Raw genomic sequence first — 23,054 nt, forward strand, 5'->3', positions numbered from 1 at the left:
TATCCTAGGAACATCAGGGAAACAGTTCGGAAACGGACTTGCCGGACATGGCGAGCGACTTCACTTCGGCCTCGGTCAAGGCACGCGACCAGAAAGCCAAATCGTCGAAATTCATCGTGTACGGGCCCTTCGTGCCGGCGCAGCAGATGCCGTAGGTGCCGCGGCCGTCTTCGTTCAAGCCGATGTGGGGGCCGAAGACGCCGGCCACTTGCGCCAGGTTCACCGAACCCGTGGCGGTAGAGCGGCGCGTGAATCCCAGTTCGCTGTCGTAGACGGAGGCCGTCATGGTCTTGGCGGTCTTGTCGACGGTCATGGCGATGTAGACCGGCTTGTTGGCCGTGAACTTCACACCGTTGATGTCGACGCGCGATCCGCCGCCCGCCAGGTTGAAGCGCAGCTCGGGGCCGGCCCACTGCGCGATGGTGATGCCGGGGTTGCCGCCGGAGTTGTAGTCCTTGTTGCCCAGGATCGAGCGGTCGTTGGCCGTGCCGTCGGACTGGAACCAGAAGCCGATCGTGAAGACCTGCAGGCTGTCGAGCAGGCCCGCCGGGTAGTCCAGCTTGAAGGCGCCCAGGGCGGCCGAACCGCGCTCGTTCTTGAACATCTTGCCGAACACGCCCGCATCGGCGAAGGCTGGGGCTTGCACGCCGTCGTACGGCGTGATCACGCCTCCGCCCGCCGCGATGTCGGTCACGTTGCCTTCAAACGGGAACAGCATCGTCAGACCGGTGCGCAACGACGGCAACAGCACCACGGGTTTGGCATAGACCACCGTGGCGCGCGTGGCGCTGACGGCGCGCCCTGCGGACACGCTGTAGTTCAACGTGTGCACGCCTTCGGTATCGAACGTGAAGCCCGTATCCGCGTATTCCGTGGCCGTGCCGGGCAGCCGCGCCACTTCGGCGCCGTCGCGGCTGACGACGATCTCGCCGTCGGGTTCGCCAACGCGCACCCAGGACAGCGTCACGGTCTTGTTGTCCATCGAAGTGCGGGTCGCCAGCCGCCGCAGCGCCAGCGGCTCGGACAACGGCGTGCCCGCCATGTCGTACTGGCCGTCGGCCGGCAGCGCGCCCAGATGCGCCAGCATCGTCGGCGCAACGTCGGCAGCGCTGGGCAGCGCGTACCAGTTGCTGTCCCAGACGCCGTCAAACGACGCATCGTCGGCGGTGCCGCCCAGCATCGCCGGCTGGTTCGTCGCCAGCATGATGGTCTTGTTGGACGACAGCGGCAGGCCGTCGACGGTGCCCGTCTTGCCCAGGCCGTGGCTCGTCGCCACGACGATCAGCCAGTTCTCGTTGGGGTTCGCCGCACGGCGGTCGGCGATCTGCTTGGCCAGGACGCCCACGGCGGTGTCCGTCTTGCGGATCACGGCCTGGTAATTGGCGCCGAAGCCACTGTCGGACGCGGCGCGCTCGGCGGCGCCGAACTGGGCCACGACCACGTCGTAGCCTTCCGTGATGCGGTCACGCGCCTGCGTGGCGACGCAGTCGTCAACGCCCGCGCAGTCGGTCACCGCTTGCACGTAGCCTGCGTCGCGATCGCTGCCGACCAGGCCAGCCAGCAATGTCGAATTGAAGGCGCCCGCCAGGCGGGCATCGGGGCGCGCTGCCTTGACGCGCTGGAACAGGCTGGGCGCTTTCATCGCTTGACCCGCCGCGTCGGACCGCACGCCGTGCACGTCGGCCCATTGGCCGGTCAGCAAGGTGGCCCAGCCCGGTGCGGCCAGCGTAGGCTGCTGGGTCACACCGCCCGTCACGCCGCCCGTCCAGGCGCGCGTGACCGTCAACTGCCCGATGTTGGACAAGGTCTTGTCCGCAACGCCGCTGCGCATGGCGTCATACGTCAAGCCATCGACGCCGATGAACAGCACCTTCTCGACGGCCGGCTTGCCCGGCTCGGTCACTGGCGGCGTCGTGGGAGGCGCCTCGGTGTCGTCGTCATCGTCGCTGCCCCCACGGCCAGCCAATGCGCTGGTAGCCAGCAACATGGCGCACCATCTTCTCCAATTCAATGCTTGCATGCTTATCTTCTCGTTTCATGAACAGGGTTTTACGCTGCGCACATAGTGGCGGTTCAACGTGAAGGCCCCATGAAACAAAGGGCAGAAAGCTTGATCGACGGATCAGGATTCTTTTGCGAAAAAAAGCGGTTGCGACGCCCATGAAAAAGGACCGGCGTACCGGTCCTTTGGAACTGCAGCGGAAGCGGCGCCTGCGCCGCCCCGTCCCGCATGCGCAGACGCGCGCGGTTTACGCGCCGATCTTCACGCCGGTCAGATAACCGACCGCCGCGCCGAAGCCGTCCTTGTAGTTGGCCTTGACCAGCGGTTCCAACGTCGGACGTACCACCGCGTGGATGGCGCCCCAGTCGGCCGCGTGCTGGAAGTTGCTGGTGATGTAGGTCCAGCCGTTGATCTCGTCCACGGCCTGCAGGCCCGTGGATTCCGCCGCCACCGGGCAGGACAGCAAGCGCGACAATGCCTTGGTGTCGACGTTGTAGGCCCACATGAAGTTGTTGACGTGGCCGCCGCTGTCTTCGCCCACGAACAGCGTGCGCAGCTTTTCGGAGAACTTCAGGTTGTCGGGGTTCGAGATGAAATCGGCGTCATGCGTGTTGCCCAACGCGTCCGGTGTGGCCAGCGGCTTGCCGATCAGCTCAGTCACGGCGCCCATGTCCACCGGCACCCATTCGCTGTCGATCGTGCTGCCGTCGGTATCCACCTGCCCCGCCTTCATGTGCAGCTGGTACACGGCGCCGGCCGAATTGCCTTCGACCTTCAGGCCCGGGACTTTGCCGTCGATCATCGACGATTCCACGCGCGACATGGCGCTGTAGGCGATCTTGTCGCGGGCATTGACGGTCGTGCCTTCCATCTTGGTGAAGGCCAGCGTACCCCCCACCATCGCCGCGTAGCGATGCGTTTCCAGGAAAGCGGCGGCCTGGCGGCGGCCCGGCTGCAGCTTGACCCAGTTGTCCTTGCCGCTGTAGCGGATCTTGGTGAACGACGCGTCGGTCGGGTCAACGGTGCGCACGTCCATGATGTCGGCGGCCACCAGCTGGTCGGCCAGCTCCTTGACTTCGGCGCTGGTGGCGTGGCCCAGCTTGATCCACTTGAGCGTGCCGGCGCCCGGGCCCGTGCCCGAGGTCTGCGTCCATTGCGCTACATACAGCGTGCCCGCCGACAGGTCCGCCTTGCGGTCGGCCACGAACATGAACAGGCCGCCGTTGGTGGCGTCGTCGCCCATCAGCGCGGTGCGCTGGTCGGGCATCATCTGCACCAGTTCGTGCGAGATGCGGCCCATGCAGTAGTGCTTCTTGACCGTGCCCGTGCCGTCCGGATGCACGGTCACTTCCGGCATGTGGCCGTAGTGGTAGGGATTCGCCTTGGCGGGGTCGCCGTAGACATTCTGGCTGTAGGTCTGGAAGGCCGCCTGCGTGCGGGCGACCGTCGCGTCCGGCTCGTACTCTTCGCTGGACAGGTGGGTGCCCCAGGGCGACAGGCTGGCGCCACAGGTGATCCACAGGCCATGCACCGACGACGTGTCGACGTTGCTGTACTTCACCAGGCTGAGCTTGCCGGTGTTCGGGTCTTGCGACAGGGTCAGCACGGCGATCGGCGACGGCAGCAGGCCATACATGTCGTTGCCGGCCTGATCCATCGACTGGTATTCGAACTGCACCACGGCGTAGACCGCGTTGCCAGCGACGCCGGCAACCTGCGTCGGCTCCGACAACGCCAGCAGCGACGTGCCGTCCGGACAGTTCGAGAAGAACTGGCGCGCCTTCGCAGGCACCGAGTTGTCCATGATGGGCGCGCCGGCCAGGTTGAAGTAACCGCCGGCCACCATCGTGCCGCCCTTGCCGTCCGGCACCGCGTCGCCCGTCATGAAGAACGGCTCGTAGCCCAGTTCGACGGTGCGCTTGGAACCGTCGCTGAAAGTCAGCGCCAGCGCCGAGCTGACGGTCGTGCGCGCCATCAGTTGCGGCGTGGCCAGCGTGGGCGCGGGCATCGACGTGAATGCGGCGGACGTGAACGTCACCGGCGTGACGGGCGGGTTGGGATTCGGATTCGTCGAGCCATCGCTGTCGTCATCGTCGTCGCTCGAATTACAGCCGGCCAGCAGCGCAGCCATGCTGACGCCGCCGATCGGCAGCATCGGCGCGCCTCCCAGCATTTTCAGGAGTCGGCGGCGATTGGCTTGATTCGTATCTTGCATGCGGGTGTCCCAGTTGGATCGGATGAATGCTCGCCCCGAAGGGTTGAGCGTTGCCGGCATGCTAGACAGGCGCCGTGTAAGCGCAATGACAGAAAGCTGTACGGAAGCTGAATCGAAGGCGGTTTTTTGATATCGGCATTGTCATGAACGACCGCTATAGTCGGGCGCGTCGCTTTTCGAATCCTTTGTCGTCCTCATGCCTCTTTCCTTGCGCCCCTCCCTGCCCTCCGCGCCTGCCGCGCTGCGCGTCCTTGCCGTGCTGGCGCTGGCCGCCGGCGTGGGGGTATGGGCCGCCGTGCTGCTTGCGCCGCGCCCGGGCCCGCTGCCTCCCGCCGTATCCGCCGCCGCGCCACGCGCAGCCGACAACACGCCGGTGGCGCTGTGGTTCGGAAAAGATGAGGTGATGCGCACGCAGATCAGCGTGCTGGGCCTGATCGCGGCCGGTCCGGATGGCGCAGTGGTGCTAAGCGTGGATGGGGGTCCGCCCCTGGCTTACCGCGCGGGCGGCGAAGTGGCTCCAGGCATCGTGTTGCGCGATATCGCCGTGGATGCCGTGACGGTGGAGCAAGGGGGGAGATTGAACCGCTTGGCAACGCCCGCCGCGCTGGCGGCGCCAGCGGGGATCGCACAGGTGAATTGAACGTGGGGAATTGGTCGAATGCTTGCGGGTCAGGCGGCGCTTCCTTTCCAGCGCCCGCCGATCAGCGCTTGCGGCCCGCGGGGCGGCCCATTTGCTTGCGGCCTGCCAGGTTCGACAGGGAAGACCCTGCCGGTTTCTGTGTGGCGGCAGCCTGCTTCTTCTGTTGAAGCGCCTTTTCCACTAACGCCGCCAATCCAGTCGAAGACTTCTCTTTTGTAGCCATTACCGCTCCTTGTAGAAGGGCCATGGTAGCAGGCGGGCGGCCCGGCAACGCATTACTGTCATATTTCATGTCCACAATCCCGTGCTTCTAGCAAAAGACCGGAGTTGCAAAGTGCGTCAGTTACCGCGTGGGCTAGCCCGCCAGCAAGGTTTCACCCTGATCGAGATCATGGTGGTAATTGTGATCATGGGGATCCTGGCGGCCCTGATCGTGCCGCGCGTGCTGGACCGCCCCGACCAGGCCCGGCAAGTCGCCGCGCGCCAGGACATCGCGGGCATCATGCAGGCCTTGAAGCTGTACCGGCTGGACAACGGCCGCTATCCCACCACGGCGCAAGGCCTGCGCGCGCTGGCCGAAAAGCCCGACGGCGCCAACAACTGGCGCGGCTATCTGGACAAGTTGCCCAATGACCCCTGGGGTCACCCGTATCAATACCTGAGCCCCGGCGTCAAGGGCGACATCGATGTCTTCTCGTTCGGCGCCGACAACAAGCCCGGGGGAGAAAACGGCGATGCCGACATCGGTTCCTGGGAGCTCTGAACGCGGCTTCACGCTGGTTGAAGTGCTGGTGGTGCTGGTGATCGTGGCCATCGCGGCCAGCATGGTCAGCCTGTCCATCGGCAAGCGCGACAACGGCCTGCGCAGCGACGCCCATCGCCTGGCGGACGCCTTCACGGTGGCGCAAAGCGAAGCCCGCAGCGACGGCCGCCCCATCCGCTGGCTGGCCAACGGCCAAGGCTGGTCATTCGAGCGCCAGGGGCGCCTGCCGGGCCCCAGCGCGGAAGAAGACACACCCGTGCCCGTCGACCACCTGGAACACGACGATATGCTGCACCCGCAAACCTGGGCGGCCGGTGCGGTCCAGCTGCGGCTGGATCCCGACCGACCGCTTGTCTTCAACACCGAATGGGTCGCCGCCCCAATGACGCTTACGCTTCACGCGGGGGATGCCAGCATCACCCTGCAACGCGACGCCTCCGGCCGTTATGACATCCGCTGAACTGCCCCGCCCCGCCGACCGCCAGCGCGGCTTCACCCTGATCGAAGTGCTGGTGGCGCTGGCCATCATCGCCGTGGCGATGGCCGCCGCCCTGCGCGCGACCGGCGTCATGTCGGCCAACAACCGCGCCTTGCAGGACAAGACGCTGGCGCTGCTGGCCGCGCAGAACGCCTTGACCCAGCTTCGGCTGGATCAGGTGCTGCCGCGTGCCGGTTCGCAAACCGTGCCCTGCCCGCAAGGCGGCCGCGCGCTGCAATGCGAACTGGTCTTCACCAATTCCATGAACCGCAGCTTCCGGCAGGTTTCCGTCAATGTCCATGACACGCGCTCCGCGCGTCCGGACGCCGTGCTGCTGCAACTGGACGGGCTGTTGTCCAGCCTGCGATGACCATGCGCCGCGCCGCTACCCCGCCCGCCCGCGCCCGCGCCGCCCAGGCCGGCTTTACGCTGATCGAAGTGCTGGTGGCCCTGGCGCTGATGGCGCTGGTCAGCCTGATGGCGTGGCGCGGCCTGGCCAGCGTGTCCAGCGCGCGGGACTGGATCGAGCAGGAGGCCGAGGACACGGACGCCATCGCGCGCACCCTGGGGCAGATGGGGCGCGACGTCGAGTTGTCCTACACCGGACCGGGCTTTGATGCCGCCGGCAAGGACGCGCTGGTATTGACGAGCGGCCTGCGCCTGTTGCGCCGGGCGAGCGGCGGCAACACCCTGGAGCTGCTGCGCCCCGATCCCGACGGCAACGGCCTGTGGCAGCGCGTGCAATGGCAAGTGCGGGCGGACGGCCTGTGGCGCGCCAGCGGCCCGTCGGCGCCGCGCAGCCCGCTGCCGGCCGCGACCGACGGCGTGCGGCTCCTGCCCGGCGTGCGGGTAATGAGCGTGCGCGCCTGGATCCCGGGCACGGGCTGGGTCGACGCCAATGCCAGCTTCGCCACCGCGCCCACCGGCATCGAGATCATGCTGGAACGCGGCGCGGCCAACGCGCCGCAGCGTTACACCCGTATCCTGGAGCTGCCATGACGGTGCTTCCCCCGGCCCGCGAACGCGGCGCGGCAGTCATCAGCGCGTTGATCATCGTCGCGATCGTGGCGGCACTGACCACCAGCCTCTTCCAGCGCCAGACCGCCAGCACCCGCCGCGTGGAAAACGAGTTGGCCCGCGTACAGGCCCGCGTAATGCTGGCCGGCGGCATCGACTGGGCGCGCCTGGTCATCCGCGATCACGGCAAGCGCGAGTCCACCACACGCGGCGACCAGATCTGGGCGACGCCCGTGCTGGACACCCGCATCGAACGGCCGGGCGACGACCGCGTGGCCGTGTTCTCGGGCCGCGTGCAGGACGAGCAAGGCAAATACAACCTGAGCAATCTTGCCCGCAACGGCGTGCCGCAACCCGAACAGGAAAAGGTGCTGCGCCGGCTGCTGAACGTGCAGCAGTTGCCCGACACCCTGGCCGGACACCTCATTGACATCGTGGCTGCCGCGCAACCGCCGGCGCTGGCGGCGGATTCCCCCGCCTCGTCGAACGGCCAGCCCGTCCCCGCACCCGACGCGCGCGCGCCGCTGCCGCGTGGCGTGGACGAGATCGCCGCCCAGCTCGGGCTGGAACCGCCCGTGCGCAATGCGCTGCGCCGCACGATGACCGTGCTGCCGGTCGCCACCAGCGTCAACGTCAACACCGCGCCCGCCGAGGTCATCGCCGCGCTGGTGCCGGGCCTGTCGCTCAGCCAGGCGCGCGCGATGACCGGCGAACGCGACCGCGGCAACTGGTTCAACAACGCGGGCGACTTCGCCAACCGGCTTGCCGGCACCGGCGTGGAAGGGCCCGCGCCCACTGTCACGACTGCCAGCGGCTGGTTCCTGGCCAGCGGCACGGTGGTCTATGAGCGGGCCCGGGTATCCATGCAGGCGCTGGTGCGCAGCGCCCCGCCCGCCGCGCCCGACACGATATGGACACGAGAAATCCCATGAATTGCCCCAAAAACTCCCTGAGAATCGCGCTGCCGCCCCTGGATGAGTTCAGCGCCAGCTCGCCCTTGCCCTATGCCTGGTTCGACCGGCGCGGACGCTGCGCGCAGCAGGGCGAACTGACCTTGCAGGCCATGGGCAATGCCTATCCCAACGCCGCGTGCGAGGCCGTGCTGCATCCGGCCGACGTCATCGCCACCACGGTGCAGATTCCTGCCGTTGCCCGTGCACGCTTCGCCGCCGCGGTGCACAGCGCGCTGGAACCGCTGGTGCTGAGCGACCTGGACGCGCTGGCGATCGGCTACGGTGCGCGCGGCGCCGACGGCAAGGTGCCCTTGGCCTGGGCGCCGCGTGAACCCGTGCGGCGGGCGTGGAGCCTGCTGAATGCGCAGGGTTTGCGCGCGCATGCGCTCATCGCGCCGCAGACCCTGGCGCCCGAATCCGACGCGCCGTTGCGCGACCCGGCCGATCCGCGCTGGCGCGCGCCCTCGCCGTCCTGGTCGCTGGCCATGCCGCAATTAGCTCCGGCGCGCGTATCGCGCTGGCGCCCGGTCTGGCGCTGGAGCGCGGCCGCGGCCGCCGTGTGGATCGCCGGCCTGAACATCCATGCCGCGCAATTGGGCGCCGAAGCCGACGCGCTGAAAAACGGGATGCGCCAGCAAGTGCTGGCCGCGTTCCCCGATCTGCCCGTGGTGCTGGACCCCGCACGCCAGGCCCAGCAGGGCCTGGACGCGCTGCAGGCCAACCGGGGCGCGGCCAGCGCCGCGGACTTCCTGCCGCTGGCGCGCGCCGCCGCGCAGACCCTGCCCTTCGCGGCCGACAAGGTCGCGCGCCTGACGTACGCCGACCAGGCGCTGACCCTGCAACTGGCCGATGCCGGCGAACAAGCGCAACGCGTTGCGGAAACGCCGGCGCTGATCCAGCAGGCGGCCGCCTTGGGCCTGAAACTCGAACGCGGCGATACCGACAACACCTGGCGCATCCTGCGCAAGCAACCATGACACTGAACCAACGCCTGCAACACGCCTGGCAATCCCTCCGCAAGCCTGTGGACCCGGCACTGGCCCGGGCACGGCAACGCTACGAAGCGCTGGCGCCGCGCGAACGCCGGCTGGTCACGGGTGCGGCCGCGCTGCTGGGTTCGGCCCTGGTCTTCGTCACCTTGATCGAACCGCCCTTGAATGCGATGCGCAAGCTCCAGGCTGAATTGCCGGCCTTGCGCACCCAGGCCGCCAGCGTCGCCGACCTGACGGCCCAAGCCCTATCCCTGCGCCAGCGGTCCGCCACCCCAGCCACGGCCATGCCCACCTCGGCGGAACTGGGCGCCAGCCTGGAACGCGCCGGCCTGCCGGCGGGCATGTGGACATTGAGTCAGCCGGAATCCGGCGCCGGCGTGCAACTGGCCCTGAATCAGGCCCCGTCGTCCGCGCTACTGCGCTGGCTGGACGGCGCGGGCCGCGATTGGGGGCTGGCCACGCACAAGGTCGACCTGACCCGCGCCGCCAACCCCAATGGCCGGCCGCTGCCTGGTTTGGTGAACGGCCAGGTAACCCTGGCCCTGCCGGACAAGGCGGGAGCCCGCTGATGCCGCTACCCCGGATCAACAAGCGCGCGGCCGCCCTGCTGCTGGCCAGCGGCGCCTGTGCGCTGGCCGCCGGCGTCAGCGTGCTCCCTGCGCGGTGGCTGCTGGCGCTGCAGCCGGAGCAATCGCTGGTGGCGCTGGCCGACGCCAGCGGCACCGTGTGGCAGGGCAGCGCCTGGATCGCATTGGGGCCCAAGGGGTCGCAGCGCGTGCTGCCGCAGCCGGTGCAATGGCAATGGCGCTGGAATGCGATGGCGCTGGAAATCACTCACCCCTGGCTGCAAGGGCCGCTGCGCGCCCGTGTCGGCTGGACGGGCCTGTCGCTGCCGGCGCAGTCCCTGCGCGTCCCTGCCTCGGTCTTGCCCGCGCTGGGCGCGCCCTGGAACACGCTGGCGCCCGAAGGCATGCTGGAGATCAGCTGGCAGGCCCTGCGGCTGGGCGGGCCCCTGCCGACCGGCCCGATCGCCGATCTGCGCTGGCGCAATGCCGGCACGGCACTGACCTCCGTCGCGCCTGTCGGCACCTACCTGCTGCGGGTACAAGGCACCGGCAAACCGGGCGCCGCGCTGGCGCTCAGTACGGAAAGCGGCGTGCTGGCGGTGTCCGGCCAGGGCAATGTGACGGCTCGGGGGGTGAATTTCGAGGGCCAGGCCACGTTTGCCGCGTCGGCCACCGACGCCCAGCGCGCCGCGCTGGACGGATTGATGTCGACCCTTGGCCGGCGTTCGAACGATACGGTGCTGTTCGGCACCGGTAAGTGAACCTTGCCGGTGCCCGCGCGCGCGACGTCAGGCGTCGCGCGTGACGCGCACGATTTCTTCCGGCGACGTCTGGCCGCCGTCCACCCAGCGCTGGCCGTCCTGCCGCATCGTCCGCATCCCTGCCGCCACGGCGGCCAGGCGCAGCTCGCGTTCGTCGCGGCCCTCATGGATCAGCCGCCGCGCGTCGTCATCCACCGTGAACAGCTCGTGGATACCCGAACGTCCGCTATAGCCGGTGTGATTGCAGGTCGGACATCCCACCGGGTGGAACACCTGCCTGCCGTCCAGCATGGCGGGCTTCTTGCATTCCGGACACAGCTTGCGCACCAGGCGTTGCGCCAGCACGCCAAGCAACGATGAGGCCAACAGGAAAGGCTCGACCCCCATGTCCGTCAAGCGCGTCACGGCGGACACGGCGTCATTGGTGTGCAGCGTGGCCAGCACCAGGTGGCCCGTCAGCGAGGCCTGCACGGCGATCTGCGCGGTTTCAAGGTCGCGGATTTCGCCGATCATGATCACGTCCGGGTCCTGGCGCAGGATGGCGCGCAGGGCCAGCGCGAAGCTCATGTCGATCTTGGCGTTGACCTGGGTCTGGCTGATGCCCGACAGGTCGTATTCAATCGGGTCTTCGACCGTCAGGATATTGCTGGTGGCCGCGTCCAGCCGGCTCAGCGCGGCATAGAGCGTGGTGGTCTTGCCGCTGCCGGTCGGCCCCGTCACCAGCACGATGCCGTGCGGCTGCCGGATCAGGCGATCCAGCTGCGTCAACACCTCCGGGCACATGCCCAGGCGTTCCAGCTGCAGGCGCCCTGCCTCCTTGTCCAGCAGGCGCAGCACGGCGCGTTCGCCATGCCCGGTCGGCAAGGTGGACACGCGCACGTCGATCGGCCGTCCGCCCACGCGCAGCGCAATGCGGCCGTCCTGCGGCAGGCGCTTTTCCGCGATGTCCAGATGCGCCATGATCTTGATGCGCGAAATCAACGCGGCATGCAGGGCCTTGCGCGGCGACACCACATCGCGCAAGGTGCCGTCCACGCGGTAGCGCACCACGGAATGCGTCTCGAAGGGCTCGATGTGGATATCGCTGGCGCCGTCGCGCGCCGCCTGCGCGAAGAGCGCATTGATCATGCGGATGACGGGCGCGTCGTCCTGCGCCTCCAGCAGGTCCGCCACCTCGGGCATGTCCTGCAGCAGCCGGTCCAGATCGATCTCGTTTTCGGCCACGCCCATGACGGACGCCGCGTCCTCGGAATGGCTGTAGGCGGCCGTCAGCAAGGTCTCCAGCACCTCGTCGTCGACATGCGCCAGCGCGATATCGCCGTGGCAGCGCCGGATCTCGCGCACCGCCCAATCGGGGGTGCGCGGGCTGACCGTCAACTGCACCTGCCCCGCACGCAGCGACAGCACGGCGCGCTGCGCGCGCGCCCAGGCATAGGGCAAGGGGTGCGCGCTCATAGCAGCGACTCGGGGTCCACCGCGACGCCCATGGTGACCGACTGCGACACGCGCATCGGCATCGACGCGTCGCGCTGCGGCGCCATGCCCGGATACTGGCGCACCGCGAAGGATTCCACGGTGGCGGGCGGCGGACGGCGCATCGTGGCCGCCTGCTGTTCCGGCCGCAGGTCATAGGCGTTGTTCGACACGGACGGCGCGGAACCCGGCGGCGGCAGCATCGGCGCCTGCATGTCGGGAAGCACCCAATGTTCGCCGGGCTGCGTGGCGGCTTGCGCGCGGCGCATGTAGTCGTAGCGGTCCATGGTGACGCTGGCGCTGCGGTTCGCGTCGCGCACGACGTACGGGCGCAGGAAGACCATCAGGTTGGTCTTGGTGCGCTTGCGTGAATCGTAGCGGAACAGCGACCCGATCAGCGGCAGCGAACTCAGGCCCGGCACGGCGTTGGTGGTCAGTGTCACGTTGTCTTCCAGCAGGCCGCCCAGCACGATGATCTGGCCGTCGTCGATCAGCACACTGGTGTCGATGGCGCGCTTGTTGGTCACGATGCCGGTGGTGGCGTTGGAGCGGCTTTCGTCGATGCTGCTGACTTCCTGGTAGATGTCCAGCTTGACCGCGCCGCCTTCCGAAATCTGCGGACGGATGTTCAGCTTCAAGCCCACGTCCTCGCGCTCGATCGTCTGGAACGGATTGGAGCTGCCGTTGCTGCCCGAGGTCACGTACTGCCCCGTCACGAAGGGCACGGTCTTGCCGACCAGGATGCTGGCAGACTGGTTGTCCAGCGTCAGCAGGTTCGGCGTGGACAGGATGTTGGCTTCGCCCGAGTTCTGCATGGCGCGCGCCAGCACGCCCAGGTTGATGACCTTGTTGCCCAGCACGTCCACCGTGCCCTTGACCACGCCCAGGCTCAAGCCGCCGCCTAGCGCGTCGATCGACGTCGGGCCCGTGCCGGTGATGCCGCTGCCGCCCAGGTTGGTGCCACCGATGAAGCTGGTGCCGCCGCTGTTGATGTTGCCCGCGCCCGTCATCCACTGGATGCCGAATTCCGCAGCCTTCTGCTCGCTGACTTCCACGATCAGGCTTTCCACCAGCACCTGTGCGCGGCGCTGGTCCAGCTGGTCAATCACTTCGCGCAGGCTGCGGTACAGCGGCTCCGGCGCCGAGATGATCAGCGAGTTGGTCGCCGGGTCTGCCTGGATGGTGGCGCCGCCTGCCGAATACGACACGGCCTGGGTGCTGTTGTCTTCGCGCGAGATGCGTTCCTGTTCACCCGACAGGCCGCCCTTGGACGAGCCCGACATGCCCTGCCCCATCTGGCCGCCGGTGTTGGACGCGGTGTTCTGCGGGCGGGCGCCGCCTGTGGGGCCTGAAGCGCCGCCTGTGGGGCCTGAAGCGCCGGCGGCGCCACCGTTGGCGCCCGGCGCGGCGTTCGCCTGGCCGGTCAGCAGACCGCCCAGCACTTCGGCGATGCGCGTGGCTTGCGCGTTGCGCATGTACACCACATGCAGGTTGCCCGCACGGTTCTGCTGCGCATCCAGCTTCATGATCAGGTCGCGAGCCAGCCGCGTGCGCGCTGGGCTGCCGGAACGCACCAGCACGCTGTTGCTGCGCGGGTCGGCCACGACGGCGATGCGCTGGGTCGGATCACTGCTTTGCGTATCCAGCAGTTGCGAGGCCAGGATAGCAATGTCGGTCGCGATGCCGGACTGCACCGGCACCACGTCCGTGTCAATCGAGCTGGGCACGTCGATGCGCGCGATGACCTGCGCGATCCGTTCCAGGTTGTCCGCGTAGTCCGTCACCACCAGCGTGTTGTTGCCGGGGTAGGCATTGATGGGGTTGTTCGGCGGCACCATCGGCCGCAGCACCGGCACCAGGTTCGCGGCGTTCTCGTACTTCAGCGGGAACACGCGCGTCAGCATTTCACCGCTACTCCCGCCCTTTGCAAACGTCGACACCGGCACCGGCGCGCGCGCGGCGCCACCCGTCGGCGTGCCGGATGCAGGCGCTGCGGGCCGCGTATTGCCTACCACCGCGCTGCCTTGCAGCTTGGCATCGGCTTCGGGCACCACTCGTGTCACGCCGTCCACATCAACGATCGCAAATCCCTGCAGGCGCAATGCGCCGGTCAGCATGGCCAGCGCCTGTCCGCTATCGACGGGCCGGTCCGACACCAGCGTGAGTTTGCCCTTGACGCGGGGGTCGACCAGGAAGTTGCGCTGCGTGAACAGCGACAGCGCGCGCAACACGGCGGGGATATCGGTGTCGACGAAATTCAGGCTGACACGGTTGTCTGCCTGTTGGGCGTGGGCCGTGCTGAGTGCCGGTCCGATTTGGCTTGCTGCAAGCAAGACCGCAAGGCTGAACTGCGCGAGATGACGCATGACGAGATAGGTGCCTGAGACGTGAAATCGTGTGAAAAAACGTGAAAGCGCGTCGGAGTATACGGGGTGACAGTGCAACACTACGGTCATATTTGACATGCAACATACTGGCTGGAAACCCTTTAAATTCGGGGCTTTTTCACGTTTCGCATTTGCGTGCGCCCCCTTGCCTCAACCATGCCTTCCTTCCGTTACGAAGCGACCGACGCGCTTGGCAAAATCGTGCGCGGCACGATCGATGCCGACTCCGAGCGCGGTGCCCGCAACCAGTTGCGCGGCCGCGGACTGTTGCCGTTGTCCACCGCATTGGCGGCACGGGCGGAGGGGTTGGGCGCCAGCTTGCGCACCCGCTTGTCGGACGCCGACCTGGCCTGGTTGACGCGCCAGCTGGCCAGCCTGCTGGCCGCGCGCCTGCCGTTGGACGCCGCACTGTCCGCCACGCTGGAGCAAGCCGAAAAGAAGCACATCGCCGCCACCCTGGGCAGCGTGCGCGACGACGTGCGCGCCGGCCATCGCCTGTCCACCGCCTTGGCTGCGCGCCCGCGCGACTTTCCCGAGATCTACCGCGCGCTGATCGGCGCGGGCGAAGAATCCGGCGACCTGGCGCAGGTGATGGAAAAGCTGGCGGACTACATCGAAGAACGCAACACGCTGCGCAGCAAAGTGATGACGGCGTTCATCTACCCGGCGGTGGTGGCCAGCGTATCGGTCATCATCGTCATCTTCCTGCTGGGCTACGTGGTGCCGCAAGTGGTGTCCGCTTTCAACCACGCCAAGCAGCAGTTGCCGATGCTGACCCGCGTGATGCTGGCCCTGTCCGACTATGTCCGCGAATGGGGCATGGTGACGGGCGTTGCGCTGGTGCTGCTGATTGCGTTGTGGCGCTATACCTTGCGGGCGCCGGCGGCGCGGCGGGCCTGGCACGCGCGCGTGCTGCGGCTGCCACTGGCAGGGCGCTTCGTGCTGGGCGTGAATGCGGCGCGCTTCGCGTCCACGCTGGCGATCCTGTGCGGCAGCGGCGTGGCGCTGTTGACCGCCTTGGAAGCCGCCCGCCGCACGCTTGGCAACGATGTGCTGCGCCAGGCCGTGGACGAGGCGTCGGAGCGCGTACGCGAAGGCGCGGCGCTGTCCGCGTCGCTGGGCGCGCAGAAAGTCTTCCCCTCTCTGCTGGTGCATCTGATCGCCAGCGGCGAGAAGACGGGCCGCCTGCCCGAACTGCTGGACCGCGGCGCGCAAAACCTGTCGCGCGACCTGGAACGGCGCGCAATGGCGATGACGGCCTTGCTGGAGCCGGCGTTGATCCTGCTGATGGGCGGATTCGTACTGCTGATCGTGCTGGCGGTGATGATGCCGATCCTGGAAATGAATCAGCTTATCCGCTGACGGGCGTTCCCCCTTCCCCCGGGGGGCAGAGGCCGCGCAGCAGGACAAGGCCGCGCGTTTCTGTAATATTGCGCAATGGCCTGGCCGTTCGTTTTGCCGCTGCCTCGACCCCGTCGCCTTCCGCGACCGCACGCCATGTGACCCCGGATATTCGCCATGCCCGACCCGATTCGTCTGCAGGCCCTGATACAGGATTGCGCGCGCGGCCAGGAATCCGCGCTGGCCGAACTCTATCGCCAGACGTCCCCGCATCTGTTTGCGCTTGCCGTACGTATATTGCGACGAAGCGACTGGGCGGAGGAGGTCCTCCAGGACAGCTTCATCAATATCTGGCGCAACGCCGCCCGCTATTCTTCCGAGCAGAGCCAAGTCATGACCTGGATGACGCGCATCGTGCGCAACCGCTGTATCGACCTGCTGCGCAGGCCGGACCTGGAGCGCCCCGACGCCGACGGCGAATTGACGCTGGCATGGGCGGACGACGCGCCGGGCCCGTTCGAACGCCTGCAGACCGATCAGGATGCCCGGCGCCTGGCCGACTGCCTGAAGCAACTCGAGGGTCAGCAGCGCGCGGCCATCGCGCTGTCTTTCTTCGATGACCTGAGCCACAGCGAGATCGCCAGCCGTCTGCAGACGCCGCTGGGCACCATCAAAAGCTGGGTGCGCCGCGGCATGGAACGGCTCAAGAGGTGCCTGTCATGAACTACCGCGATCCGCAATTACGCGCCCGGCTGGCGGCCGACTATGTCGCCGGCGCCATGCGCGGCGGCGCGCGCCGCCGCTTCGAGGGGCTGATGGCCGCCGACGCCAACCTGCGACGGCAAGTGCGCGAGTGGGAGGGCGACATCTATCCCCTGCTCTGGTCGCTGCCGCCCAAGACGCCGCCCCGGCGCGTCTGGCGCGCCATCGAATCCGGCTTGCGGCCCGGGGCCGCCCCGTGGTGGCGGGGCCTGGCCTTCTGGCGCGTCGCCAGCGGCGCGCTGGCCGCCCTGCTGGTGGCCGGCGTCATCGTCTATCCCACGCAGGTCGACCGCGCCGCCCGGGCGCAACTGATGGCCGTGCTGCAAAGCCCCGAAGCGCAAGCCATGCTGGTGGTGCGCGCCGACGAAGCCGGCGGCCTGCACATCCACGCGCTGCAGAACCTGGCCACACGCGCCGGCGACAAGGCCTTGGAACTGTGGGTCATTCCTCCCGGCCAGGCGCCGCAATCGGTCGGCCTGGTGTCGCCCGAGGGCCAGACCGCACTGCGGCGCGCCCAGGGCCTGGATGGCATCCAGCAACTGGCCATCACGCTTGAGCCGCCGGGCGGTTCGCCCACCGGCGCGCCCACGGGCCCGGTCATCATGAGCGGCGACGTCCTGAAGATCTGACCTGCATCCAGCGCGGGCCCCGGCCCGTATAGAGGGGTGTCCCCATTGCGGAGCACCCCATGCCTTCCTGGACAGGCGCCGCCCCCCGCGGCCTGCTCGACATCCTGCTGGTCGCGAGCCTGGCGCTCGCCGTGCTGGTCTTGCTGGCCGCCTGCTCCCCCCTGACGCTGCTGAACGGCGCCGTGCCCGACGCCGCCAGCCGGGCTACACCCGACGTCGCCTACGGTCCGTTGCCGCGCCAGCGCCTGGACATCTATGCCCCGCCGGACGCGGACCGGGCGCCGGTGGTGGTGTTCTTCTATGGCGGCAGCTGGCGCAGCGGCGACCGGGCCGACTACCGGTTCGCGGGTGATGCGCTGGCCTCGCGCGGCATCGTCGCCGTCATCGCCGACTACCGCCTTTACCCGGAAGCCCGCTACCCAACCTTCCTGCAAGACGCCGCCCAGGTCGTGGCCTGGACGCAGCAGCACATCGCCGGCTACGGCGGCGACCCTGGCCGGGTCTTCGTGGCCGGGCACAGCGCGGGCGGCTATATCGCCGCCATGCTGGCGCTGGACCCGCGCTGGCTGCGAGGCGCCGGCACCGCCCCCGGCACGCTGGCCGGCTGGATCGGGCTGGCAGGCCCCTACGACTTCCTGCCCATCGTCGCACGCGACGTCCGGCCGGTGTTCCAGTTTCCCGATACGCCGGCGGATTCACAGCCCGTCCACCACGTCAGCGCCGCAGCGCCCCCGGGCCTGCTGCTGACTGGCGCGGCGGACACCACGGTCGACCCGCAGCGCAACAGCGCCAGCCTGGCGCGGGCGTTGCGCACAGCCGGCGCCTGCGCGCGCCTGGTCGAATACCCCGGGCTGGGCCACAAGCTGCTGGTCGGCGCATTGGCGCGGCCGCTGCGCTGGCGCGCGCCGGTACTGGACGACCTGAGCGCATTCGTCGCCGCGTCCCCCGCCCCGCATCTATCGACCCTGCCGCAGACCGACGGCTGCGACTAGGGTTTCCACCAGTGCATCCGATGCGCGTCCGCACCCGTATATCCCTGCACGTCTCGAACAGGACACGATGATGCGCCCCGAATTCACTGGTTGGACCGCCTCGATACGCCGTTGGGTAGACACCCAGGCCGACGGTGCGCCTGAGGGCGACCCTGGCCGCATCGACTGGGCGCGGGCGCTGCCCTTCGCCCTGCTGCACGCGGGTTGCCTGGGCGCCCTATGGACAGGCGTCTCGCCGGTGGCCCTGGCCGTCGCGGCGGCGTTGTACGCCGTGCGCATGTTCGCCTTGACCGGTTTCTATCACCGCTATTTCTCGCACCGCACCTTCCGCACCTCGCGCGGCGTGCAACTGGCCTTTGCGGTGCTGGGCGCCTCGTGCGCCCAGCGCGGTCCCTTGTGGTGGGCGGCCCACCACCGCCACCACCACCGCCACGCCGACGATGAACAGGATCTGCATTCGCCCGCCCGCCATGGCTTCTGGTGGAGCCACATGGGCTGGTTCCTGACGCCGCGCGCCTTCGCCACCGACATGGCGCGCGTTCCCGACCTGCGCCGCTACCCCGAACTGCTGTGGCTGGACCGCTTCGATGCCGCCGTGCCCGTCGCGTTGGCGCTCGCCTGCTATGCGCTGGGCGCGGTGCTGGAACGCCTGGCGCCCGGGCTGGGCACCAGCGGCCCGCAGATGCTGGTGTGGGGCTTTTTCATCTCGACCGTCGTGCTGTTCCATGCCACGGTCACCATCAATTCGCTGGCGCACCGCTACGGCAAACGCCGCTACGACACCTTGGACGACAGCCGCAACAACGCCTGGCTGGCGCTACTGACCTTTGGCGAAGGCTGGCACAACAACCACCATTTCTATCCCGGCTCGGCCCGCCAGGGTTTCCGCGCCCAGGAGATCGACATCACCTGGTATGGCCTGCGCCTGCTGGCGGCCGCCGGCCTGATCTGGGACTTGAAACCCGTGCCGGCCTGGGTGCTGGCGCGCGCCAAGAAATGACCATGCGCATCGCCATCATCGGTTCCGGCATCGCGGGTCTGGTCTGCGCCTGGAAACTGGGCCGCGACCATGACGTGACGCTGTACGAGGCCAACGACTATCTGGGCGGCCATACCCATACCCATTCGGTGGAGCAGGATGGCCGGCGCTATGCCGTGGACAGCGGCTTCATCGTGCACAACCCGGTCAACTATCCGCATTTCACGGCCTTGCTGGACGAGCTTGGCGTCCCGTCGCAACCCACCACCATGAGCTTCTCGGTGCACAAGCAGGCGAGCGGGCTGGAGTACAACGCGACCTCGCTCGACACCCTGTTCTGCCAGCGCCGCAATATGGTGTCACCGCGCTTTCTGGGCATGGTGCGCGACCTGCTGCGCTTTTACCGCGAGTCGCCCGCGCTGCTGGCCACCGAAGATCCCGGCCCGACGCTGGGCGACTACCTTGCCCTGCACCGCTATGGCAGCGCATTCCGGACCGATCACCTGATTCCCATGGCGTCTGCGCTGTGGTCGTCGCCCGCGGCGAGCATCCTGGATTTTCCCGCGCGCTATCTGGTGCGGTTCATGGCCAACCACCAGATGCTGCAGGTCAGCGAACGACCCGAATGGCGCGTCGTGCAAGGCGGATCCAGCACCTATATCCGTGCCATGCGCGAACGGTGGAACGTGCTTGAGCGCCTGAACTGCCCGGTGCACAAGGTCATGCGCCAGGCGACAGGCGTGGTGGTCAGCTCGCCCGACGGCCAGCCGCATTACGACGAAGTGGTCTTCGCCTGCCACAGCGATCAGGCCATCAAGCTGCTGGGGGACCCGACGCCTGCCGAATGCCAGGTGCTGGGCGCGATTCCCTACCAGGACAACGACGTGGTGCTGCACACCGACGCCCGCCTCCTGCCCCATCGACGCAAGGCCTGGGCCGCCTGGAACGCCTACGTACCGGCGGATCCGTCCGCGCCCTGTTCCGTCAGCTACTGCATGAACCTGCTGCAGGGCATGTCCTCACGCCTGCCCTTCATCGTGACGCTCAATCGCAGCGAGGCCATCGACCCCGCGCATGTGCTGGCCCGCATGCGCTACCACCACCCGGTCTACACCTTGGCGTCGGTCGCCGCGCAAGCGCGCCGCGCGGAGGTCTCCGGCCATCGCCACACCTGGTATGCGGGCGCGTACTGGGGCTGGGGGTTTCATGAAGACGGCGTGGCCAGCGCGCTGGACGTGGTGCGCGGCATCCAGTCGCGGGCCGCGCCATTGTCTCGGGCGGCGGCATGATTCCCCAAAGCGCCCTCTATGAAGGCCGCGTGACGCACAGGCGCCACGTGCCGCACCCGCACGGCTTCAGCTACCGCATGGCGCAGCTGTATCTGGATCTGGACGAAATCGATCAGGTCTTCCAGCACCGCTGGCTGTGGTCGGCCAATCGGCGCAACCTGGCCGAATGGCGGCGCAGCGATTATCTGGACGGCGCCTCGGGCCTGCCGCTGGCGCAGGCGGTCCGCGCGCGCCTGCGCGCCACGATGCGTGATGCGCCCGACGGGCCGATCCGGCTGCTGGCGCATCCGCGCTATGCAGGTTATGTCTTCAACCCGGTCAGCTTCTACTACTGCTACGAAGCCGACGGCGTGACCCTGGCCGCCATTCTGGCCGAAATCACCAACACCCCCTGGAAGCAGCGCCACTGCATCGTGCTGCCGGCCGATACCGCCGAACGGCAGGACGAATCCCTGATCTGGCGCTTCGACAAACGCTTTCATGTGTCGCCCTTCATGCCGATGGATTGCGCGTATGACTGGCGCTTCAGCCCGCCGGGCGAGGATCTTCGGGTTCACATGCGCGTCAGCCGGCAAGACCAGGCGCAATTCGACGCCCACCTGACCCTGCAGCGCCGCGAGCTGGACGGCGCGGCGCTGGCGCGCCTGCTGTGGCGCTTTCCCCTGATGACGCTGCAAGTGATTGGCGGCATCCATTGGCAAGCCCTGCGCCTCTGGCTCAAGCGCAACCCCATCCACGACCATCCCCGCACACCCAACGGAGAACCGCAATGAAAGCCATGACGCCATCCGAACTCGCCGCCGTCTCGGCAAGCCGCCCCGTCAGCGCGCTGGACCGCCTGCTGCGCAAGCGCCTGATTGCGGGCCTCTCGCAGTTGACCGGCGGCCGGCTGGCAATCGAAGACAGCCTGGGCAGCGAGACGCTGGGCGACGGCGCGGCGCTCGTGCGCCTGACCGTCAGGGACATGGGCTTCTACCGGCTCGTCGCCACGCAAGGCAGTGTCGGGGCCGGCGAGGCGTACGGTGACTGCATGTGGACCTGCGACGATCTGGTCGGCCTGGTGCGCCTGCTGGTGCGCAACCGCGATACGCTGGACGGCATGGAATCCGGGCTGGCGCGGCTGGCCGGGTGGGCGCTCAAGCGCTGGCATGCCGGCAACCGCAATACCCCTGAGGGCAGCCGCCGCAACATCGCCGCCCACTACGACCTGGGCAATGATTTCTTCTCGCTATTCCTGTCCCCGGACCTGATGTATTCGTCAGCGTTGTGGGCGGACGCGAACGACACGCTGGAAGACGCGTCACGGCGCAAACTGGACACCATCTGCCGCAAGCTGGCGTTGCGGCCAGGCGACCGCGTGGTAGAAATCGGCAGCGGCTGGGGCGGCTTCGCCATCCATGCCGCGCGCCACTACGGCTGCCACGTCACCACCGCCACCATCTCGCGCGAGCAGCATGACCTGGCCGCCGCGCGCGTCGGCGCCGCCGGCCTGGCGGACCGCGTCAGCGTCGTGCTGCAGGACTACCGGGACCTGCAAGGCCAGTACGACAAGGTGGTCTCCATCGAAATGATCGAGGCCATCGGCGCCCAGTATCTGGAGACCTACTTCCGCAAGGTCGCCAGCCTGCTCAACCCGCAAGGCCGCGCGCTGATCCAGGCCATCACCATCGAAGACCACCGCTACCGGCAGGCGCTGGGCTCGGTGGACTTCATCAAGCGCCATATCTTTCCCGGCAGCTTCATCCCCTCCATCGAGGCCATGCTGCGCGCCAAAACCCGCGCCTGCGACCTGGCCCTTGTGCACCTGGAAGATTTCGGCCAGTCGTATGCCCGCACCCTGCAGGCGTGGCGCGAGCGCTTCCTGGCGCACCTGGCCGAGGTCAAGGCGCAAGGTTTCGACGCCCGCTTCTGCCGCCTGTGGGAGTTCTATCTGGCGTACTGCGAGGGGGGCTTTCTCGAACGTTCGATCGGCGTCTCGCACCTGCTGCTGACACATCCCGGCGCCCGCAGCACGGGTGAACGCTGGGTACCGGAGGCGGCATGAGCCCCTTGCAACAATGGCTGACCATGGCGGTCTTCATGGTCGCCGCCATGGCGCTGGCCTGGCATTGGCAACGTCGCCATGCCAATGCGGGCATTGTCGACGTGGTCTGGGCGTTGGGCATGGGCGGCAGCGCGTTGCTGATCGCGGCCACCGGGCAAGGGGCCTGGGTGCCCCGGGCCTGTCTGGCCGTGATGGCCGGCGTGTGGTCCCTGCGCCTGGCCTCGCATGTGTGGCGGCGCGTGCGCCAGGAAGAAGACGGCCGATACCGCGCGCTGCGCGAGCGCTGGCACGGCCATCAAGGCAAATTCTTCGGCCTGTTCATGTTCCAGGCCGGTCTGGTGATGCTGTTCAGCCTGCCTTTTCTGGCGGTTGGCGCCAGCCCGGCGCAGGGCCTGCCCGTCTCGCTGGGCCTTGCCGTCTGGCTGGCGGCATTGACCGGCGAGGGGGTCGCCGATCGCCAACTGGATCGCTTTCGCGATGACCCGGCGCATCGCGGCCAGACCTGCCGCGATGGCCTGTGGCGCTACTCGCGGCATCCCAACTATTTCTTCGAATGGTGCCATTGGTTCGGCTACGTGGCGCTGGCCTGGGGTTCGCCCCTGGCCTGGCTGTCCTGGCTGGGGCCCGTGCTGATGTATGTGTTCCTGCGTTGGATCAGCGGCATCCCCTTTACCGAGCAGCAGGCCTTGCGCACACGCGGCGACGACTACCGCGAGTACCAGCGCCGCACATCGGCTTTCTTTCCGTGGTTTCCCAAATCCTGACGAGGCA

At 68.1% G+C, this 23,054-nt stretch carries 23 protein-coding genes; 18 read left to right on the forward strand and 5 right to left on the reverse strand.

Annotation, left to right across the window (positions count from 1 at the left end; genetic code table 11):
• Positions 1–13 precede the first annotated feature (13 nt).
• The gene (locus tag CEY09_RS32385) at positions 14–1,987 is read right to left on the reverse strand and encodes a LamG-like jellyroll fold domain-containing protein (protein ID WP_175216726.1); all 1,974 of its coding nucleotides are present in this window, start codon (positions 1,985–1,987) and stop codon (positions 14–16) included.
• 262 nt (positions 1,988–2,249) lie between these two features.
• A complete protein-coding gene (locus CEY09_RS09285) occupies positions 2,250–4,217 on the reverse strand; it encodes a PhoX family protein (protein ID WP_006227370.1) in 1,968 nt (655 codons plus the stop codon).
• A gap of 196 nt (positions 4,218–4,413) precedes the next feature.
• On the opposite strand from CEY09_RS09285, the gene CEY09_RS09290 reads away from it, so the two are divergent.
• Positions 4,414–4,857 (forward strand): general secretion pathway protein GspC, encoded by a 444-nt coding sequence (locus tag CEY09_RS09290; RefSeq protein WP_088588406.1) that lies wholly within the window; start codon positions 4,414–4,416, stop codon positions 4,855–4,857.
• Positions 4,858–4,918: 61 nt separating this feature from the next.
• On the opposite strand, the gene CEY09_RS31905 is transcribed toward CEY09_RS09290, so the two are convergent.
• On the reverse strand, positions 4,919–5,149 hold the full coding sequence (locus CEY09_RS31905; protein WP_143219547.1) for a hypothetical protein: 231 nt from the start codon (positions 5,147–5,149) through the stop codon (positions 4,919–4,921).
• A gap of 42 nt (positions 5,150–5,191) precedes the next feature.
• Here CEY09_RS31905 and gspG point away from each other — a divergent pair, with 42 nt between their 5' ends.
• Genes gspG through gspN form a run of 8 tightly spaced genes read left to right on the forward strand, consistent with a single transcriptional unit; the run spans position 5,192 to position 10,387 of the window.
• On the forward strand, positions 5,192–5,620 hold the full coding sequence (gene gspG / locus CEY09_RS09295) for a type II secretion system major pseudopilin GspG (RefSeq protein WP_035214085.1): 429 nt from the start codon (positions 5,192–5,194) through the stop codon (positions 5,618–5,620).
• Entirely contained in the window at positions 5,592–6,080 is a 489-nt protein-coding gene (gene gspH / locus CEY09_RS09300) for a type II secretion system minor pseudopilin GspH (protein ID WP_088588407.1), read from the forward strand. The genes gspG and gspH overlap by 29 nt, the downstream gene beginning before the upstream one ends.
• Complete coding sequence (gene gspI / locus CEY09_RS09305; protein ID WP_006227366.1) at positions 6,067–6,468, forward strand: type II secretion system minor pseudopilin GspI; 402 nt, start codon at positions 6,067–6,069, stop codon at positions 6,466–6,468. Before gspH ends, gspI begins: the two co-directional genes overlap by 14 nt.
• Complete coding sequence (locus CEY09_RS09310) at positions 6,465–7,097, forward strand: PulJ/GspJ family protein (protein WP_088588408.1); 633 nt, start codon at positions 6,465–6,467, stop codon at positions 7,095–7,097. Before gspI ends, CEY09_RS09310 begins: the two co-directional genes overlap by 4 nt.
• The gene (gene gspK / locus CEY09_RS09315) at positions 7,094–8,047 is read left to right on the forward strand and encodes a type II secretion system minor pseudopilin GspK (protein ID WP_088588409.1); all 954 of its coding nucleotides are present in this window, start codon (positions 7,094–7,096) and stop codon (positions 8,045–8,047) included. Before CEY09_RS09310 ends, gspK begins: the two co-directional genes overlap by 4 nt.
• On the forward strand, positions 8,044–9,045 hold the full coding sequence (gene gspL, locus CEY09_RS09320; RefSeq protein WP_234818257.1) for a type II secretion system protein GspL: 1,002 nt from the start codon (positions 8,044–8,046) through the stop codon (positions 9,043–9,045). The genes gspK and gspL overlap by 4 nt, the downstream gene beginning before the upstream one ends.
• Positions 9,042–9,629 carry a type II secretion system protein GspM gene (gspM, locus tag CEY09_RS09325; RefSeq protein ID WP_088588411.1) on the forward strand — a complete coding sequence of 196 codons (588 nt, stop codon included), beginning with the start codon at positions 9,042–9,044 and terminating at the stop codon, positions 9,627–9,629. Before gspL ends, gspM begins: the two co-directional genes overlap by 4 nt.
• Positions 9,629–10,387, forward strand: a complete 759-nt coding sequence (gspN, locus tag CEY09_RS09330) for a type II secretion system protein N (RefSeq protein ID WP_088588412.1) — start codon at positions 9,629–9,631, stop codon at positions 10,385–10,387. The genes gspM and gspN overlap by 1 nt, the downstream gene beginning before the upstream one ends.
• Positions 10,388–10,414: 27 nt before the next feature.
• Here the strand turns inward: gspN and gspE are convergent, their stop codons facing one another.
• Positions 10,415–11,842 carry a type II secretion system ATPase GspE gene (gene gspE / locus CEY09_RS09335; protein ID WP_088588413.1) on the reverse strand — a complete coding sequence of 476 codons (1,428 nt, stop codon included), beginning with the start codon at positions 11,840–11,842 and terminating at the stop codon, positions 10,415–10,417.
• Positions 11,839–14,226, reverse strand: coding sequence for a type II secretion system secretin GspD (gene gspD / locus CEY09_RS09340; protein WP_088588414.1), 2,388 nt, complete (start codon positions 14,224–14,226; stop codon positions 11,839–11,841). Before gspD ends, gspE begins: the two co-directional genes overlap by 4 nt.
• Before the next feature lie 177 nt (positions 14,227–14,403).
• On the opposite strand from gspD, the gene gspF reads away from it, so the two are divergent.
• From gspF to CEY09_RS09385, 9 genes are all read left to right on the forward strand, one after another.
• Complete coding sequence (gene gspF / locus CEY09_RS09345; protein WP_006227358.1) at positions 14,404–15,609, forward strand: type II secretion system inner membrane protein GspF; 1,206 nt, start codon at positions 14,404–14,406, stop codon at positions 15,607–15,609.
• Positions 15,610–15,765: 156 nt separating this feature from the next.
• The gene (locus CEY09_RS09350; protein ID WP_006227357.1) at positions 15,766–16,311 is read left to right on the forward strand and encodes an RNA polymerase sigma factor; all 546 of its coding nucleotides are present in this window, start codon (positions 15,766–15,768) and stop codon (positions 16,309–16,311) included.
• A complete protein-coding gene (locus CEY09_RS09355; RefSeq protein ID WP_006227356.1) occupies positions 16,308–16,979 on the forward strand; it encodes an anti-sigma factor in 672 nt (223 codons plus the stop codon). The genes CEY09_RS09350 and CEY09_RS09355 overlap by 4 nt, the downstream gene beginning before the upstream one ends.
• Before the next feature lie 59 nt (positions 16,980–17,038).
• Positions 17,039–17,971, forward strand: a complete 933-nt coding sequence (locus CEY09_RS09360) for an alpha/beta hydrolase (RefSeq protein WP_088588415.1) — start codon at positions 17,039–17,041, stop codon at positions 17,969–17,971.
• 67 nt (positions 17,972–18,038) lie between these two features.
• Positions 18,039–18,971, forward strand: a complete 933-nt coding sequence (locus CEY09_RS09365) for an acyl-CoA desaturase (protein WP_088588416.1) — start codon at positions 18,039–18,041, stop codon at positions 18,969–18,971.
• A gap of 2 nt (positions 18,972–18,973) precedes the next feature.
• The gene (locus CEY09_RS09370; protein WP_088588417.1) at positions 18,974–20,239 is read left to right on the forward strand and encodes an NAD(P)/FAD-dependent oxidoreductase; all 1,266 of its coding nucleotides are present in this window, start codon (positions 18,974–18,976) and stop codon (positions 20,237–20,239) included.
• Entirely contained in the window at positions 20,236–21,012 is a 777-nt protein-coding gene (locus tag CEY09_RS09375; RefSeq protein ID WP_208625056.1) for a DUF1365 domain-containing protein, read from the forward strand. The genes CEY09_RS09370 and CEY09_RS09375 overlap by 4 nt, the downstream gene beginning before the upstream one ends.
• On the forward strand, positions 21,009–22,283 hold the full coding sequence (locus tag CEY09_RS09380; RefSeq protein WP_088588418.1) for an SAM-dependent methyltransferase: 1,275 nt from the start codon (positions 21,009–21,011) through the stop codon (positions 22,281–22,283). Before CEY09_RS09375 ends, CEY09_RS09380 begins: the two co-directional genes overlap by 4 nt.
• Positions 22,280–23,047 carry a DUF1295 domain-containing protein gene (locus CEY09_RS09385; protein WP_175216727.1) on the forward strand — a complete coding sequence of 256 codons (768 nt, stop codon included), beginning with the start codon at positions 22,280–22,282 and terminating at the stop codon, positions 23,045–23,047. The genes CEY09_RS09380 and CEY09_RS09385 overlap by 4 nt, the downstream gene beginning before the upstream one ends.
• The last annotated feature ends 7 nt before the right edge of the window (positions 23,048–23,054 follow it).

The sequence above is a fragment of the Achromobacter marplatensis genome, from assembly GCF_002209535.1.
GTDB lineage: Bacteria > Pseudomonadota > Gammaproteobacteria > Burkholderiales > Burkholderiaceae_B > Achromobacter > Achromobacter marplatensis.